The 17687-nt window shown below is 61.7% G+C and carries 15 protein-coding genes and 1 pseudogene; 15 read left to right on the forward strand and 1 reads right to left on the reverse strand.

Annotated features, from left to right (window positions below; genetic code table 11):
- Positions 1-428: 428 nt before the first annotated feature.
- The 15 genes and pseudogenes from CAG25_RS13735 (at position 429) to CAG25_RS13805 (ending at position 16900) form a co-directional block, all read left to right on the forward strand.
- Positions 429-1316: a CoA ester lyase gene (locus CAG25_RS13735; RefSeq protein WP_085611883.1), complete on the forward strand. Its 888-nt coding sequence runs from the start codon at positions 429-431 to the stop codon at positions 1314-1316.
- 15 nt (positions 1317-1331) lie between these two features.
- Positions 1332-1733 (forward strand): ParB N-terminal domain-containing protein, encoded by a 402-nt coding sequence (locus CAG25_RS13740; RefSeq protein ID WP_039771147.1) that lies wholly within the window; start codon positions 1332-1334, stop codon positions 1731-1733.
- Between the two features lie 160 nt (positions 1734-1893).
- Positions 1894-4098 (forward strand): TonB-dependent siderophore receptor, encoded by a 2205-nt coding sequence (locus CAG25_RS13745; protein ID WP_085611882.1) that lies wholly within the window; start codon positions 1894-1896, stop codon positions 4096-4098.
- 89 nt (positions 4099-4187) lie between these two features.
- Positions 4188-4559, forward strand: a complete 372-nt coding sequence (locus CAG25_RS13750) for a fe2+ zn2+ uptake regulation protein (protein WP_085611881.1) — start codon at positions 4188-4190, stop codon at positions 4557-4559.
- Positions 4560-4688: 129 nt separating this feature from the next.
- Positions 4689-4799, forward strand: a pseudogene (locus CAG25_RS28860) (PAAR domain-containing protein); the annotation flags it as partial.
- Between the two features lie 182 nt (positions 4800-4981).
- The gene (locus CAG25_RS13760; RefSeq protein ID WP_085611879.1) at positions 4982-6034 is read left to right on the forward strand and encodes an isopenicillin N synthase family oxygenase; all 1053 of its coding nucleotides are present in this window, start codon (positions 4982-4984) and stop codon (positions 6032-6034) included.
- Positions 6035-6076: 42 nt separating this feature from the next.
- Positions 6077-6886, forward strand: a complete 810-nt coding sequence (locus CAG25_RS13765; protein WP_085611936.1) for a MetQ/NlpA family ABC transporter substrate-binding protein — start codon at positions 6077-6079, stop codon at positions 6884-6886.
- Positions 6883-7683, forward strand: coding sequence for a methionine ABC transporter ATP-binding protein (locus CAG25_RS13770; protein WP_085611878.1), 801 nt, complete (start codon positions 6883-6885; stop codon positions 7681-7683). Before CAG25_RS13765 ends, CAG25_RS13770 begins: the two co-directional genes overlap by 4 nt.
- Positions 7680-8351, forward strand: coding sequence for a methionine ABC transporter permease (locus tag CAG25_RS13775; protein ID WP_085611877.1), 672 nt, complete (start codon positions 7680-7682; stop codon positions 8349-8351). Before CAG25_RS13770 ends, CAG25_RS13775 begins: the two co-directional genes overlap by 4 nt.
- 8 nt (positions 8352-8359) lie before the next feature.
- On the forward strand, positions 8360-9916 hold the full coding sequence (locus CAG25_RS13780; RefSeq protein ID WP_085611876.1) for a sugar ABC transporter ATP-binding protein: 1557 nt from the start codon (positions 8360-8362) through the stop codon (positions 9914-9916).
- Positions 9909-10934, forward strand: coding sequence for an ABC transporter permease (locus tag CAG25_RS13785; RefSeq protein ID WP_085611875.1), 1026 nt, complete (start codon positions 9909-9911; stop codon positions 10932-10934). The genes CAG25_RS13780 and CAG25_RS13785 overlap by 8 nt, the downstream gene beginning before the upstream one ends.
- 31 nt (positions 10935-10965) lie before the next feature.
- Complete coding sequence (locus CAG25_RS13790) at positions 10966-12021, forward strand: substrate-binding domain-containing protein (protein WP_085611874.1); 1056 nt, start codon at positions 10966-10968, stop codon at positions 12019-12021.
- A gap of 9 nt (positions 12022-12030) precedes the next feature.
- Entirely contained in the window at positions 12031-12696 is a 666-nt protein-coding gene (locus CAG25_RS13795) for a sulfite oxidase-like oxidoreductase (protein ID WP_085611873.1), read from the forward strand.
- A 388-nt stretch (positions 12697-13084) separates the two neighbouring features.
- Positions 13085-15472 (forward strand): TonB-dependent siderophore receptor, encoded by a 2388-nt coding sequence (locus CAG25_RS13800; protein WP_085611872.1) that lies wholly within the window; start codon positions 13085-13087, stop codon positions 15470-15472.
- A 42-nt stretch (positions 15473-15514) separates the two neighbouring features.
- A complete protein-coding gene (locus CAG25_RS13805; protein WP_085611871.1) occupies positions 15515-16900 on the forward strand; it encodes an APC family permease in 1386 nt (461 codons plus the stop codon).
- Here the strand turns inward: CAG25_RS13805 and CAG25_RS13810 are convergent.
- The gene (locus CAG25_RS13810) at positions 16876-17337 is read right to left on the reverse strand and encodes a DUF3574 domain-containing protein (protein WP_085611870.1); all 462 of its coding nucleotides are present in this window, start codon (positions 17335-17337) and stop codon (positions 16876-16878) included. The genes CAG25_RS13805 and CAG25_RS13810 overlap by 25 nt on opposite strands.
- Between the last annotated feature and the right edge of the window lie 350 nt (positions 17338-17687).

Here is a 17687-nt window from a genome sequence, read left to right on the forward strand (position 1 = left end):
GAACCCCACTCCTTAAGGCTCAGGCAGGCAAGGAGAAGGCCAATAAAATATGGCCTTGTCGCTTTTGAAGTGCCATTGCCTGACATGTAAATGACATCATTGCGCCGAACTTTCCGTGAACAAAATCGCAGGTTTTGATTTGAGTCTCGACCCTGTCAGCGGCTCGAACAATATTGCGAACGGGAACGATTATCAAGTAAGGTTTTCAAATATTTTTGAATGAACACACACAACAGGGGAGTGCGAAGCCGTTTGTTCGCCTGCTCAAGTAAGCGCTCGCGTATTGATTAAAAATTCTCTTAACGCCTTGTTATTCAAGGTGTTGACGATTGATTCAATGCGCCTGAAATCAACCCGGTTTTTCCCCTGTAACAGGTGTTCGAATTTTTTTGAAAACCCACGACTGAAGCACGCTCAGGAGAGTCCCGATGACTGTTCGTCACAGCACCAACGCTACGCTTCCCATCAGCTACCTGTTCGTTCCCGGCAACCGCCCGGAGCGTTTTTCCAAAGCGGTCGAAGCCGGGCCGGACGCGATCATTCTCGACCTCGAAGATGCCGTTCATCCGAACAGCAAAGCCGTGGCCCGGGCGTCGATCTGGGCCTGGCAACAGAGCACGCCTGAAACCGCCTGCCGGCGTTACATCCGGCTGAACAGCGTCGGCAGTTCGCTGTTTCGCCAGGACATGACGTGGCTGGGCGATATGCGCTACCCCGAGCGCTGCGCGGGGATTTTCCTGCCCAAGGCCGAATGCCCGCAGAGCCTGTCCCATGTTGTCGGGCGCCTGCTGGAATGGAACCCCGAGCTGCAGATCGTCGCCATCATCGAGACCGCCAAGGGCTTGCATCAGGTCGAGGCGATTGCGGCGATTCCCGGGTTGGCGCGGCTGGCATTCGGTTCGCTGGATTTTTCCCTGGACATCGATTGCAGCCAGATTCCCGAAGCGTTTCTGTTCGCCCGCAATCGCATCGTGCTGGCTTCGCGGGTGGCCGGGTTACCGGCGCCGATCGATGGCGTGACCCCGGCCATCAGCGACATGGCGGTGGTCGAGCGCGACTCGCGTTACGCCCGGTCGCTGGGGTTCGGCGCCAAGCTGTGTATCCATCCTTCGCAAATCACCACGGTGCAGAAAGCCTTCCTGCCCAACGCCCGCCAACTGGCGTGGGCGGATCGGGTCCTGAGCGCGGTGGCCGGAGGCAGTCACGCGGTGCAGGTCGACGGCGAAATGGTCGATCTGCCGCTCATCGAACAGGCCCAGCGCCTGCGGGACATGGCCAGCCAGTACGCGCTGCTCGCCAACGCGGATGCCTGCTGAAACCGGGGGTGAAGCATGGGACATGGTTACCAGATTGCCTTGCGTGCGCTGTGCGACGTGCGGCAATCCGAGCAGGTCGATCCGCTCAACGTGCAACGTCTGCGCGAGGCGATCATCCAGGCCGGGCATTGGCTGGAACCGATCATCGTCGAGCGTTCCCGGGGCATCGTGATGGACGGCAACCACCGGTTCAACGCAGCGCGGGCACTGGGGTTGAAACGCGTGCCGTGCATCCAGCTCGACTACGCCGACCCACGGGTTTGTGTGCGCCACTGGCAAACCGGACAAGCGTTCGAAGTGGCGCAGATTTTCACCACCATCGAGCGTGGCGAATTGTTCCCGTACAAGACCACCCGCCACGCGTTCGACCCCGCGCTGCCGGTGGTCTCCATCCCGCTGCACTGCCTGTATGACTGATCGGCGTCGGAGGGTGGGTTTCACTGCCCCATCCTCCGGCGTTTTCCCCTGCGGGCGATCCGCGCAAAAAAATATTCGGCCACGCTGATACTTTTTCGATTGTCGACTGGCAAATAGGAGTCATTACCATTTTCAGCCATTCGAGAAGGACCCAATCGTCATGTCTGTTGCACGCCGACCCTGCAGTGAACGCGCCCTCACACTGGCCATTCGCACCGCGATGCTGAGTTCTATCCTGGCCGCAGGAAGCGCCACTGCCTGGGCAGCAGACCCCAAGCAACCCGAGCAACAGGACGCCGCCGCCACCGAAGGGCTGACGCTGGACACCACCAACGTCAACGCCCGTTACAACGGCGCAACCGCATTGCCGGAAGTCCTCGCCGGCGGGCAGGTCGCCCGAGGCGCAAGGCTGGGGATGATGGGCAACAAAGACGTGATGGACACGCCGTTCAGCGTGACCAGCTACACCGCCAAAACCCTCGCGGATCTGCAAACGGTCACCGTGGCTGACGCACTGGAACGCGACCCATCGGTGCGCTCGACCGGGCAGACCGGTGGGATCGTCGATTCGTTTTTCATCCGGGGATTTGCGATAGGCGAGGGCAACCTCGGCGAGCTGGCCTATGACGGTGTGTACGGCGTTGCGCCCAACTATCGCGTGTTCACCGAATACGCCGAGCGCGTCGAAGTGCTCAAGGGTCCGGGCGCGCTGATGTACGGGATTTCGCCCAACAGTGGCGTTGGCGGCGTGATCAACATCGTACCCAAACGGCCGCTGGCCGAAGACCTGACCCGCTTCACCGGCAGTTACGCGTCGGACTCGCAAGTGGGTGGGCACCTGGACATCAGTCGGCGTTTCGGTGACGAAAACCAGTTCGGCGTACGTTTCAATGGCAGCCTCCAGGGCGGCGACACTGCGGTGGATGATCAGGAGAGGGACCTCAACATCGGTGCCATCGCCCTCGACTACCAGGGCGAGCGCTTGCGTCTGAACCTGGATTTCATCAGCCAGAAAGAGAGCTTCGAGGCGGCGTCGCGCCCGTTCACCATCGCACCGGGCGTCGAGATTCCATCGGCGCCCAACGGCCGCACCAACCTGCCGCAGGACTGGGGCTGGTCGGACACCAAGGAGCAGTCGGCCTTGCTCGGCGGCGAGTACGACCTCAACGATAATCTGACGGTATTCGCCCACGCCGGCGGTGGCCGCTCCGACGTCAAGCGCATGTCCGACCAGGTGCCGCGAATCCTCAACGACGCCGGCGACACCAGCAACATCCCCGGCTACTACAAATTCAACGTCGACCGTTCGACGGCCGACGTGGGCATGCGTGCGCTGTTCGCCACCGGCCCGGTCACCCACACGACCACGATCATGGCGACCCGTTATCAGGACGAGTTGTCCCGTGGCATCAACAACGGCACAGAGATCCGCTCGAACATCTACCACCCGGTGGACGTGCCGAAGCAGTACATCAACTCGCCGAAAGTGCTGCGCGTTTCCGAATCGGAACTGTCCGGCATCGCGTTGACCGACACCCTGGGCTTTCTCGATGACCGGATCCAGTTGACCCTCGGCGTGCGCCGTCAGGACATCGAATCGCGTAACTACAACGCTTCGGGTGCGGTCAGCTCCCGTTACGACGACAACGCGACGACGCCGTTGGCTGGCGTGGTGGTTAAACCGTGGGAAGACGTTTCGCTGTACTACAACTACGTCGAAGGCCTGAGCAAAGGTGATATCGCTCCGGGCACTGCAGCAAACTCCGGCGAAACCTTCGCCCCCTACAAGTCCAGGCAGCACGAAATCGGCGTGAAGTACGAACACGGCACGTTCATGACCACCCTGGCGCTGTTCCAGATCGAGAAGCCGAGCGGCGAAATCGGCGCCGGCAACGTGTTCTCGGTGCAAGCCGAACAACGTAACCGTGGTGTCGAGCTGAGCATGTTCGGTGAAGTTGCGCCGGGCACCCGCCTGATGGGCGGCGTGACCTTGCTCGATGGCGAACTGACGGATTCGGCCACCGCCGCCAACCGTGGCAACAAACCGGTGGGCGTGCCGGATGTCCAGGCCAACCTCTGGGCCGAGTGGGACACACCGTGGGTCGAAGGTTTCACCCTGACCGGCGGCGCGATCTACACCGACAGCCAATACGTCAATCAGGCCAACACCCAGGAACTGCCTTCCTGGACCCGCATAGACGCCGGCGCTCGCTACGCCACCAAGATCGAAGGTCGGCCAACGACATTCCGCGCCACGGTGCAGAACGTGTTTGATCGCGAGTACTGGTCGGGTGTGGCGTCCTATGGCGCGTTCTCCCCGGGCTACCCACGCACGTTGCAGTTGTCGGCGACCGTCGACTTCTGATCCGGGGGCGCACTGTCGGGTGCGCCTTCTTCTATATAGAGCTACGCACAGCGGTTGATCACAGAGCCTTCAAGGAAAGGAGTATTCGAATGTTAACCAGCCCGGCATCGACTTCCTCTGGTACGCCATTGCCGATCCCGAAAGTCCAGCGAGCCTTCGATTTCGAGCGCAGCACCAACGAGCATATCCGTGAGCTGCTGCATTATTACGGGCTGCGCACCAGCCTGATCCGGATCAAGGTGATCGATGCCTTGCTGGTTGCCGCACGGGAAGGACGCGCCGTTGGCGGGCGCGGGGTGCATGGGTATCTGCAGGCATTTGTCAGCGGCATTCAGTTCATCAGCGTCAGGGAAGTGCTCAAGCGTTTGTGCGAGGAGGGCGTCATCGTGTTTCATTCCGACAAAAGCTACCGTTTCACCGGCGAGGCCTATGCGATGCTGGAGCAGCATGCCGATCGCTGAGTGATCGGGTGTGCCGGCCAGATCAAACCACCTGTTCGCAGGTGGTTTTTTCGTTGGGGGCCGTCAATTCTGATTCGCGCAAACACGGCCAGCGCCCGGCTCATATTCACTTCTTCATTTCCGCACCGGGGCAGCAGCACCTATACCGTCGATGGCACGCCCATTGCGCTGGGTGGGATGAAAACTGCGTGTGGGGCGGCGCTTATCGCCAGCGGCCCGAAAGGCGTGGTGGTCAGCTGAGTCCCGTAGTCAGACAGACCTAAGCTAATGCAAAAAAGATATTTGTTCGGTGTTTTTAATATCGTTTAGTTTTGTTTCATAGACGAACCAAAAGCATCAAACCGACAGACCCCCGATTGCCATGACGGCACACGCTGAATCGATCACGGACTCTTCAGGTTTGATTCACACGGGAGTGAATCATGCCGCACACCTCAGACATCACCGCATTACCCATCCTCGACCTGTCCCAGCTCGACGGTACGCCGTCGCAACGCCAGGCATTTCTTGATGACTTGCGCCATGCCGCCCGCGATGTGGGTTTTTTCTACCTGACCGGTCATGGCATCGACGCCGGCCTGCTCGAGCAAGTGCAGGACCACGCGCGCCAGTTCTTCGCCTTGCCTGACAGCGAGAAAACCGCTGTCGGCATGATCAATTCGCCGCACTTTCGTGGCTACAACCGCGCCGCTTCCGAGATCACCCGTGGCCAGCCCGATCAGCGTGAGCAATTCGATCTGGGCGCCGAGCGTGAGGTCTTGCCGTTGAACGCCGACAGTCCGTTGTGGGCGCGGCTGCAAGGGCCGAATCAATGGCCCGAGGCGTTGCCGCAACTCAAGCCGCTGTTGCTCGACTGGCAGCAGGCGATGACCCAAATGTCGCTGCGCCTGCTGCGCGCATTCGCTCAGGCGCTGTCCTTGCCGGAAGACGCTTTTGACCGGTTGTACGGCGACAAACCCAACGAACACATCAAGCTGATGCGCTATCCGGGGCAAGCCTCGACGGCGAGCAATCAGGGCGTCGGCGCGCACAAGGATTCGGGATTTCTCAGCTTCCTGCTGCAAGACCAGCAGGCCGGCCTGCAAGTGGAAATCGAAGAGGGGCGCTGGATCGATGCGCTGCCTCGGGACAACACCTTGGTGGTGAACATCGGCGAATTGCTGGAGCTGGCCACCAACGGTTATCTGCGCGCCACGGTGCATCGTGTGGTGTCGCCGCCGGTGGGCAGCGAGCGCTTGTCCATCGCGTTTTTCCTCGGTGCGCAACTGGATGCAGTGGTGCCGCTGTATCCCTTGCCGACGGCGCTGTTGCGTGAGGCGCGCGGCCCGGCGAGTGATCCGCTCAATCCGCTGTTCCGCGATGTCGGCTGGAATTATCTGAAGGGTCGACTGCGCTCCCATCCCGATGTCGCGCAGCGCTTCTACGCCGATGCCGCGAATGCTCCGACACCGTTGCGCAAGACCGCCAACGCCTGATCCATCACTCGCAAAAGGATTTTTCCCATGTTGAAAACAGCAGTGTTGAAAAAAGCAGGCCTGACCCTGGCCGTCCTCGGCGCGCTGGTGACTTCGTTTGGCGTTCAAGCGCTGGAGCCATTGCGGGTTGCCGCCGACCCGGTGCCCCACGCGCAGATTCTGGCGTACATCCAGAAACTCGATCCGCAGCTCAACCTCAAGGTGATCGAAATCCCGCAGGGCGTGAACTCCAACGAACTGCTGGTGCACGGCGATGTGGACGCCAACTACTTCCAGCATTTGCCGTACCTGCAATCCCAGGAAAAGGCCCTCGGCGAAAAGCTCGCGGTGGCCGCCACGGTGCACATCGAACCACTGGGCATCTATTCCCATCGCCACAAAACCTTCGCCCAGGTGCCGGACAAAGGCACGGTCGCGGTGCCGAACAATGTCACCAACCTGAGCCGCGCGCTGTACCTGTTGCAGGACAACGGCCTGATCAAGCTCAAGCCTGGTTTCAATGACCCGGCGGCCGATCAGGCAACGCCCAAGGACATCGCCGAAAACCCGAAACACCTGAAGATCCTCGAAATCGAATCGCCGCAACTGCCCCGTGCGCTGGATGACGTGGACCTGGCAGTAATCAACGGCAACTACGCGCTGGAAGCGGGGCTGGTGCCGGCCAGGGATGCGCTGGGGCTGGAGAAGGCCGAGCACAACCCTTACGCCAACATTCTGGTGACCACGCCGAAACTGGAAAACGATCCGCGCATCCAGCAATTGGCCAAGGACCTGACCTCGCCGCAAGTCGCCAAATACATCGCCGAGAACTTCAAGGGCTCGGTGATTCCGGTGGCGGATGCCAAGCCATGATCGTCGTCGAGCAGTTGAGCAAGACCTATCCGTCAGCGTCGGCTCCGGCGCTGGATCAGGTGTCGCTGAGCATTCCCGATGGCGCGATCTACGGGATTCTCGGGCGCAGCGGCGCGGGTAAATCGACGCTGCTGCGTTGCCTCAATCTGCTCGAACGCCCGGATGCCGGGCGGATTCTGCTGGACGGCGAAGACCTCACGGCGCTGTCCGACCGTGAGTTGCGCCGCCAGCGTCAGCGCATCGGCATGATCTTCCAGGGCTTCAACCTCCTGCATTCGCGCAACGTGTTCGACAACGTCGCGGTGCCGCTGGAAATCGCCAAGGTTGCCAAGCCACAGCGCCATGAACGGGTTCGCGAGCTGCTGGATCTGGTGGGGCTGGGCGACAAGGCCGAAGCCTTTCCATCGCAACTGTCCGGCGGGCAGAAACAGCGGGTGGGCATTGCGCGGGCCCTGGCGGCACGGCCGGCGTACCTGCTGTCGGACGAAGCCACCAGCGCCCTCGACCCGGAAACCACCGCGTCGATTCTGGAGCTGTTGCGCGACATCAACCGCCAGCTCGGTTTGACCATCGTCCTGATCACCCACGAGCTGGACGTGGTGAAGTCGATCTGCGATCACGCCGCGTCCATGGCCAACGGAAAACTGGTGGAGGCGGGGCCGGTGGCTCGATTGCTGGCCGATCCGCAGTCCGCCCTCGGCGCTTCCCTGCGGCCCAGTTGCGGATTGCCGCTGGGGCATGACGCGCCCGGTTTGAGCTTTCTGCGGCAATACGGCGTACGGGCGGCCCACTCATGAACCGCGTGATCGACTGGAATGAAATCCTGCAACTGGTGCTCAACGCCACCGGCGAAACCCTGTACATGGTGCTGCTCGCCGGGTTGTTCACGTTACTGATCGGTTTGCCGCTGGGGGTGTTGCTGTTCATCAGCCGTCGTCAGGGTCTGTACCCGTTGCCGAGGCTCAATCAGGCCTTGGGCGCGGTGATCAACCTCGGTCGTTCGCTGCCGTTCGTGGTGATGCTGATTGCCCTGATCCCGCTGACCCGCCTTGTGGTCGGCACCACACTGGGCAGCACCGCCGCCGTGGTGCCGATCACCATCGGCGCCTTTCCTTTTTTTGCGCGGATCGTCGAGAACGCTTTGGACGAAGTCGAAAAGGGCCGGATCGAAGCGATCCTCGCCATGGGCGGTGACATCCGCCACGTGATTTTCAAAGTGCTGTTGCCCGAAGCGCTGCCGGCCTTGCTGGCGGGCGTCACCCTGACGCTGGTGATGCTGATCGGTTTTTCTTCCATGGCCGGGGTGATCGGGGGCGGTGGACTGGGCGATCTGGCGATCCGCTACGGCTATCAACGATTCAACAATGAAGTGATGGTTGCCACCGTCGTGGTGTTGGTCATCCTCGTCCAGGGTGTGCAAAGCCTGGGCGATCGACTGGTGCGTTCGCTGGCTCATCGACGTTAAGGAATTTTATGGGTGCGCCTGTCGCCGTGGTCTCCGAGCCACTGATTCGTGTACGTGAACTGAGCAAGACCTTTGGCTCGAACCGGGCGCTGGACCGGGTCAGCCTGGATATTTTTCCCGCCGAAGTGGTGGCGCTGCTCGGCGCCAACGGTGCGGGCAAATCGACGCTGGTGAAAATCCTCGCCGGCAGCCAGACCCACGATGGCGGCGAGATCTGGATCGATGGTCAGCCCCGGCATTTCAGTTCGCCGTTGTCGGCGCGTCGTTTCGGCATCGTCGCGGTTCATCAGCAGATCAACGAGGGCATCGCGCCCGGCTTGAGCGTGGCGGAAAACCTGCTGCTCGATGAACTGTGCCGGCCCGATGCGGACTTCTGGCTCAATCGCAGACGTCTGCTAGAGCGCGCCGCGAGCATCGCCGCTGGCCTCGGGCTGGTGCTGCCGCTGGAGCAGCCGATCGAACACCTCGGCCAGGCCGAGCGGCAATTGGTGGTGCTGGCCCGCGCCTTCGCCCTGCAACCACGCCTGCTGATTCTCGACGAGCCGACAGCGGCCCTGTCGGATGCCGAGGCGCAGCGCCTGTTCGGGCTGATCGACACCTTGCGCAGCCGTGGTGTGGCGATTCTGTACATCTCCCATCGCCTGTCCGATCTGCAACGGGTGGCTGACCGCGCCGTGGTGTTGCGCGACGGGCAACTGGCCGGTGAGTTCAGTGCCCGGCAATTGCCAGAGGCACTGGAAGCGATGCTTGGTCAGGCGCTGGAGGCTCACGTCTACACACCGCGAGCGGTGGGCCGTGAACTGCTGAAACTGCGCGGCGTGAAAGTCCTGCCGCGCACCCGTGCCTTTGATTTGTCCTTGCACGAAAACGAAGTGGTGGTGCTGACCGGATTGCTCGGCGCCGGCAAAAGCGAGATCGCTGAAGTGCTGTTCGGGCTGCGCAGAACGTTGTCCGGCTCTCTGCAACTGGACGGCATCGAGTGGCAACCGGGCTCGCCCCGCCAGGCAATCCAGAATGGCGTGTTCTTCGCCGCCGAGGATCGCGCGAGCCAATCGCTGGTGGCGGATTTTTCATTGCGCCGAACCCTGACCTTGCCGTTCCTCGAACGCTTCACCCGTGGCGGTTTCATCCGCAACCGTGCCGAAGCGGCGGCGGTGGAGGCGCAAGTCGCCGCGCTGGGAATCAAGACCGCCGGCATTGATGTGCCGATGAGCGCGTTGTCCGGCGGCAATCAGCAGAAAGTCGTGCTCGGTCGCTGGCTGCTCGGCGAGGGCAGGGTGCTGATCCTCGACGAGCCGTTTCAGGGCGTCGATGTGCGTGCCCGGCGCGAGATCGGCCAGTTGCTGCGCGACAGCGCCGCTGGCCGCGCCACGCTGGTGATCTGTTCCGATGTCGATGAAGCGCTGGAGATCGCCGACCGGATTCTGCTGGTGCGCGATCACGCAGTGGTGGCCGAGTACCCGCGCGCGGGGCTGGATCGCGCCACTCTGGTCGCAGGGCTGGCCGGCAGCGATCCGCAAAATTCTGTTGTTCATGCCGCGCCAAGGAGTAGAGCGAGTGCCTGATTCGAGTTCCCTGTTGTCATCCGCCCTGGCGCCGTCCGAGCGATTCGTGCAAGCGCTGATCCGCTATGGCCTGCTGTGGGTGCTGGCGTTGATCGTGGTGTTTTTCAGTGTCGCGGAACCGGCGTTCCTGCGGGTTGGCAACCTGTTCAGCATCTTGCAGTCGGTGTCGATTGTCGCGCTGCTGGCGTTGGGCGTGACGCTGACCATGGCCGTGGGCGGGCTGGATCTGTCGATCGGCGCGGTGGCGGCCATGAGTCTGATGATCGCCAGTTACGTGATGGTGGTGCTCGGCTGGGGCGCGGTGCCGGCGGTGCTGATCAGCCTGGCGGGTGGCGCACTGGTCGGGCTGCTCAACGGCTGGCTGATCGTGAAGATGCGCGTGCCGGACATACTCGCGACGCTCGGCAGCATGTTCCTGGTGATCGGCGTGCAACTGATCCCCACGGGCGGCCGCTCGATTGCGGTGGGCATGACCCTGCCCAATGGCGACGAAGCCGAAGGATCGTTCAGTGCGTTGTTTCTGGCGCTGGGCCGTGGACGGCTGTGGGACATCGTGCCGATTCCGGTGTTGATCACGGCGGTGGTCGCGGTGGCGGTGTGGTTGTTTCTCGAACGCACGCGCATCGGCCGGTTGCTCTATGCGATTGGCGGCAACGAGCAGGCGGCGCGTCTGGCCGGTGCGCCAGTGCAGCGCTTCAAGTTGCTGGCTTATGTGCTCTCGGCGTTGCTCGCATCGCTGGGCGGCTTGCTGCTGGCGGCGCGGTTGGGGCGCGGCGATGTCAGCTCCGGCAACGGTCTGGTGCTCGATGCGCTGGGCGCTGCGCTGATCGGTTTTGCCGTGCTCGGGGCGAAGAAGCCCAACGCGTTCGGCACGCTGGTCGGCGCGCTGCTGGTGGCCTCGTTGCTCAACGGCCTGACCATGCTCAACGCGCCGTATTACGCGCAGGATTTCGTCAAGGGACTGGTGCTGGTGCTGGCCCTGATGTTCACCTTCGGCCTCGCGCATCGGGCGCGCTGAGCCGGTTCATTGATGCTTCAAGGAAAGATCCATGCACGGTTCAATCAAACAGTTCGCACGTCATTGCCTCGCCGGGGCGCTGCTCTCGGCGCTGGCCCTCAATGCCCAGGCCAAGGCCTTGCCCGGTGCGCCGGCGCCGTTCGATAAAGGTCAGGTACAGATCGCGCTGGTGGGCTATCTGTTCTCCGGGGATTTCCCTGAAGCCTATCTGCGCGGGGTGGAGAAACAGACCGAAGCGCTGGGCGCCAACCTGCGGGTGTTCGACGCGCGGCAACAGGCGGCGAGCCAGGGCGAGATGATCGATCAGGCCGCCGACCTCGGTGTCGACGGGATCATCGTGCAACTGGGGCTGGCGGAAACCCTCAAAGGGCCGATTGAGCGGGCGCTGGCCAAAGGCATCAAGGTCGTCGCATTCGACGTCGACCTGAACACGCCGCAAGTGACTCAGGTCGAGCAGGATCACCACGCACTGGCGCGGCTGGCACTCGATCAAGCGCTCAAGGACAACGGCACCCGTTTCGACGCCGGTTACGTCTACATCAGCGGTTTCACGCCGATGGAGCGCCGCGACGAGATCTGGAGCCAGGTCAAGGCGAACAACCCGGGGATCATCGAGAAGGCGCGCTTCGGCACGCTTAATCCGCCGATTGCCAACTCGGTGGCGGATCAGGCCAGCGCCGTGCTGCGGGCCAATCCGGGGATCAGCGTGATTTTTGCGCCGTTCGACGAGTTTGCCAAAGGCGCGAAGATCGCCGTCGATGAGGCCGGTCTGAGCCGCAAGGTGAAGATCTACAGCGCCGATATTTCCACCGCCGACATCCAGATCATGAAAGAACCGGACAGCGCCTGGGCCGCCACCGCTGCGGTCAATCCGCAAGTGGCCGGGGCGATCAGCGTACGCAGCCTGGCGATGCTGATCGCCGGGGAAAATCCGGGGCACAAGGTGCTGGTGCCGCCGACTCTCATTACCCGTCAGCAACTGCTGGATCTGGACGTGAAAAACGTGCGCGACCTCGGGCAAAAACTGCCGGCCTTCGGTGACACCGCCAATGTCGCGCGGGCACCGTGGATTCCCGTGGCGAACTGAGGAACCGACATGCACGACAAGGCTGCGCGCCTGCGCAAGAGCCGTTCGCCGAAAGCCGATGTGGCGCTGGGCGAACGGCTGCCGCCGGGGCAGGTGCTCACGGAGCGTTTCCCAATCCTGCACGAAGGCGAGGTGCCGGCGTATGACCTGGCGACGTGGTCGCTACGACTGTTCGGCACTTTGGCCAATCCGGTCGAGCTGACCTACGCCGACCTGCAAGCGCTGCCGCAACGCTCGTTGCAATGCGACATTCATTGCGTGACACGCTGGTCGAAGTTCGACACCCGCTGGAGCGGCGTGCACCTGCAAGACCTGTTGCAGGCCCTGGACATCCGGCCGACATCGTCCTTCGTCATGGCTCACGCCGATCACGATTACCAGACCAACCTTCGTCTCGATGACCTGCTGCACCCGCACAGCCTGCTGGCCACCCATTACGACGGTCAGCCGCTGACCGCGCAACACGGTTGGCCACTGCGTCTGGTGGTGGCGGGGCGATACTTCTGGAAGAGCGCGAAATGGCTGCGCGGGCTCGAATTCACTGATCAGGAACAACCGGGCTTCTGGGAGCGCAACGGCTTTCATTTGCACGCCGATCCGTTCATTGAGCAGCGTTTCAGCGGTGATGCGCTGGACATTGCCGAAGATGCCTGGCGGGAAAAGGACTTCGACTGACGGCCTCTAACTTCGCACCGAAAAAAGCACAGATTAATAACGCTCTCTACAACAACTTGGAGTGCGTTTTTGTGCGTGATTAGTTGTTGGTTAGTTGGGTATTCATGTTGTTGCGCAAACACAAGTGTTGCTCAGGCAACACTCCGTTCGTCGGGCATAACCTAAGCGTTATTGGTTCTTTTGCGGCAGAGGACCGCTCGTCTAGCATCGGTAAACAGGGGGTTCTACTAACTTTGGGGTTCTTGCGCTCTAACAGCCGATAGTTGCTCAACACACTTGGCTGCCTTTCTGAATATCAAAACTACAGCAGAAATTGCCGTGCACTGATTGCCGACACTTCATGATTCGGCAGCGGCCGGTTATTAACTGCGATTCAAGGAGCTGTCGCATGATTCACCGTTCGCGTTCATTACTCGCCATCGCTGTTGTCAGTGCAATCTGGCAACTTCCTGCGCAAGCCGAAGAGTCTTCCGCGCGCGTCGACGATGACACACGGCTGGGTACCGTGCTGGTCACCGGCACCCGGGGCACTGCTCGTACAGTGCTGGATTCGCCGGTGCCGGTGGATGTGCTGACCGCCGAGGACCTGAAGACCGCCGGCGCCAGTGGCGGCGAACTGGGTCAGGCATTGCAGACGCTGTTGCCGTCGTTCAGTTTTCCGCGCCAGTCCAACTCCGGCGGCGCCGACCACGTGCGCGCCGCACAGCTGCGCGGGATGAGCCCGGATCAGGTGCTGGTGTTGGTCAACGGCAAGCGCCGTCACACCTCGGCAGTGGTCAACGACTCGTCGAAAATCGGGCGCGGCACGGCGCCGGTGGACTTCAACTCGATTCCGATCAGCGCGATCAAACGCATTGAAGTGCTGCGTGACGGCGCCGGCGCGCAATACGGCTCGGACGCGATTGCCGGGGTGATCAACATCATCCTCGACGACGCCCCCGAAGGCGGCGAAGTCTCCACCAGCTACGGCGCCTACCACACCCACCAGGACGCCATCGGCAAAACCACCACCGACGGCCAGAACAGCGTGACCACCGCCAAGATCGGTACGCGGCTGGGCGAGGAGGGCGGTTTCATTCGCGGCGGCACCGAGTACAAGGATCGCAATCCGACCAACCGCGCCGGCTACGACGGTTTTGCCGACACCCCGGGCCAGCGCAACTACGTGATGGGCGACGGTGTGGCGCGGGACGTCAACGCCTGGTTCAACGGTGAATTGCCGTTGGCTGGCGGCAAGGCCTACAGCTTCGGCACCTACAACGAACGCCACACCACCGGCGCCGAGTTCTATCGCTACCCGTCCGAGCAGCCGCAGTTCTACCCCAACGGCTACTTGCCGCAATCGCTGGGCGACAATACCGACATCTCCGCCACCGCCGGCTACAAAGGCCTGATCGGCGACGACTGGGATTTCGACAGCAGCGTCACCCACGGCCGCAACCGCTTCGAGTCGGCGACCCGTCGCACCCTTAACGTCAGCCTCGGCGCGGACTCGCCGACCCGTTTCGACACTGGCGACTACGAGTTGCGTCAGACCACCACCAACCTGGATTTCAGCCGCGAATTGCGCCTCGGCGGCCGCTCGTTCGTGCTGGCGGTGGGCGGCGAATATCGCTACGAAAACTACCTGACCTTCGCCGGGGACGAGGCCTCCTGGATTGGCTCCGGGGCCGATGGCGCCAACGGCCTGCGTCCGAGTGAAGAGTCGGATCTGGATCGCAACGTGTTCGGCACCTACGCCGAATTGTCCGGTGATCTCACCGAGCGTTTCTTCGTCGACGCCGCCACGCGTTGGGAACATTACGACGACGCCGGCAGCAAACTCACCGGCAAGCTCAGCGGTCGCTACAAGTTGACCGATCAATGGGCGTTGCGCGGTGCGGTGTCGAACAACTTCCGCGCGCCGTCGCTGGCCCAGAGCGGTTTCCAGAACACCACCAGCAACTTCGGCGACGGCGGCACGCTCACCGACATCCGCGTGCTGTCGGTCAACGATCCGATTGCCCGTGCCCTGGGCGCGGAAAAACTCGATCCGGAAACCTCGAAGAACTTCAGCCTCGGCTTGACGTTCCAGTTGAACGAACGCTTCGATGCGTCGCTGGACGTGTTCCGCATCGACGTCAAGGACCGGATCACCCTGTCGCAGCGAATCGGCAGCGACGCACTGGAAAGCTACATCAACGATAACTTCGGCGTGCCGGGCGTGCACGACGTCAACTTCTTCACCAATGCCGCCGACACCCACACTGACGGCGCCGAACTGGTGCTCAACTACCATCAGCCGTTCTACGACGGGCAACTGGGGCTGACCACCGCGTACACCTACAACCACACCAAGGTCACCAGCACCAAGGGCACGCCGTCGCAGCTGACCGCCCTGGGGATCGGCAATGACGCGCTGGTCGGCGTCGAGGAACGCAACACCTTGACCGACGCCGCACCCAAGGATCGCTTCGTGTTTTCCGCCAACTGGACCAGCGAACACTGGGGCCTGCTCGGGCGTCTGACCCGTCAGGGCGAGACCACTCGGGTGTTCGATTTCGGCGACTCGCAGCCTGAGCAAACCTACGGCGCGGTGTGGCAACTGGACGCCGAGGTGACCTACAAATTCACCCCGAAATTCAGCATCGCTCTTGGCGGCAACAACCTGACTGACAACTACCCGGAACGCTCGGGCTCGGCCATCAACTACGGCGGCAACCTGCCGTATGACGTGCTCTCGCCGATCGGTACCAACGGCGCGTATTACTACGCCACCGCCACCTACGGCTTCTGAGTCTTTTCCGCCATGGATGGCGGATCATCAGCGGGAACCTTCATGACTCAAACCAATGGCCCCAAGCGGCACCTGCCGGTGTTCCAGGCATTGCTGATCACGCTGGGCATGGTCATCACCACCGATATTCTCAAAACCGCGCCGACCGTAGCCTTGAACGTCGGTCCGGAACATTTCTATTGGGTCTGGGTGCTCGGCGGGCTGGCGTCGATGGCCGGGGCCTTGTGCTTTGCCGAGATGGCCACCGCGTTTCCGCATCCGGGCGGTGACTATCATTTCCTGCGCACCGCTTACGGCGAGCGTATGGGTTTCCTGTTTGCCTGGTCGCGATTCTCGGTGATGCACACCGGGTGGATCGCGTTGTCGGCGTTCATGTTTGCCGACTACTTCAATGCGGTCGTGCCGTTGGGGCATTACGGATCGGGAGTGTTTGCCGGTGCGATCATTGCCGCGTTGGTGCTGTTGAATCTGACGGGCAAGCACGTTGGTTTCATGACTCAGACGGTGTTGGTCGGGCTGCTTGCTCTCGGGTTCCTGAGCATTGCCAGCGCCGGGGTCTGGCTGGCGTGGCAAGGGATCGAACCCGCGCTGCCCAGCGATCCGGTCGTGCCCGAACACACTGGTGCGGCGGGATTTTCAGCGGCGATGATCTTTGTGTTTCTGGCCTTCGGCGGCTGGAGCGATGCGGCGACATTGTCCGCCGAAGTGCGCGACGGTCGACGCGGCATTTTCATCGCCATGCTCGGTGCGCTGACGGTGCTGATGGCGATCTATCTGGCGCTGAACTGGGCGTTCGTCCAAGGGCTGGGATTCGAAGGTCTGGCCGCGAGCAACGCGCCGGCGGTGGAACTGTTGAACCGCGCTTTCGGGGCTCCCGGCGTGCTGCTGATTTTGCTGATGGTCGGCATCGCGGCCATCGCCACCATCAACTCGACCTTGCTGGTCGGCGCCCGCACCACCTACGCCGCCGCCCGCGATGTGCCGCAACTGCGACGTTTCGGCGAATGGGACGAACGCGACGGCGTGCCGCGCAAGGCGTTGCTGGCGGAGGGGGCGGTCGCGTTGTTGCTGGTGTTGTTTGGCAGTTTTACCCAGAGCGGTTTCAACACCATGGTTGAGTACCTGACACCGGTGTACTGGTTGTTTTTGAGCTTGAGCAGCCTGGCGTTGATCATTCTGCGGCGGCGTTTCCCCGAGATCCCCCGGCCGGTCAGGGTGCCGTTTTATCCGGTTTTGCCGCTGCTGTTTTTTGGCTTGTGCGTTTACATGCTGTATTCCAGCGTGACAGTGGTGGGGTTGGGGGCGTTTCTGGGGATCGGGGTGTTGGTGGTTGGCGCGTTGTTGCTGGCCGGGTTGAGCCACCTGGTGTCGACACCTCGGCAGGCTCTGCAAAAGGCCTCGGATCAGAAGGACACCGCCGCCGGCTGAGATAACCGTAGCACCGACAAATCCCCGGTAATCCGCTTGTAAGCCAAACGAATCGCCTCAATGTCACTCTCACGTTTCGCGCTGCTCTCGTGCAGGATCACAATCACCTTGGTCGCCAGCCGCTCGGGTACTTTCGCGTCATGGTCTTTCCACTGCCCATACGCATCGAACACGCTGAACCCGTCCGGGAACCGCGTCGTCACTTCCTGATCGAGAAACTCGCGCCAGCGCGCCGGGCTCACCACACCTTTCTTGCCTTCCAGCGGCCCCACCGAGAAGTACAACTCGGTGCGCACCCACTGCGCCTGCGCCGGTCGCGTGGCATCGCCTTGCAGGGTCGAACTGACGGGATCCTTGGTATGCATGGAAACCGGAGGAGGGCTGGCACACCCGGCGACCGCCAGGAACAGTGCTGCCAGTAGAAAACGTTGCGGCATGGAACTTCCTTATTGTTAAGAACTGTCCCGAATTATAGAGGGGACGGTTAATAGCAATAAAAGATTAAAAAGTGGATTAACGTTGAACTAATGGAATAAGCAAACAAAGTGAAAATAATGCCCGTTGGTTAGAACGATTATTTCTTTAAGTTATTTGCTTGGTGTTGGATCGCATATCCATGACATTTAAAAACCTGCTCCCGCATTTGCCGGATCTGTCATGGCGTTTACTCTGCTGCTGCAACGGTTCAAGTCGCACGGAACGCTGCACTTGAAGCGTTTGAACAGCACTTTTTGCTGCTCGATGGACAGCTTGTTGCGGATTTTTCAATCCTTAGAATCCGCTCCAT

The sequence above is a fragment of the Pseudomonas sp. B16(2017) genome (genome assembly GCF_002113205.1).
GTDB lineage: Bacteria > Pseudomonadota > Gammaproteobacteria > Pseudomonadales > Pseudomonadaceae > Aquipseudomonas > Aquipseudomonas pharyngis.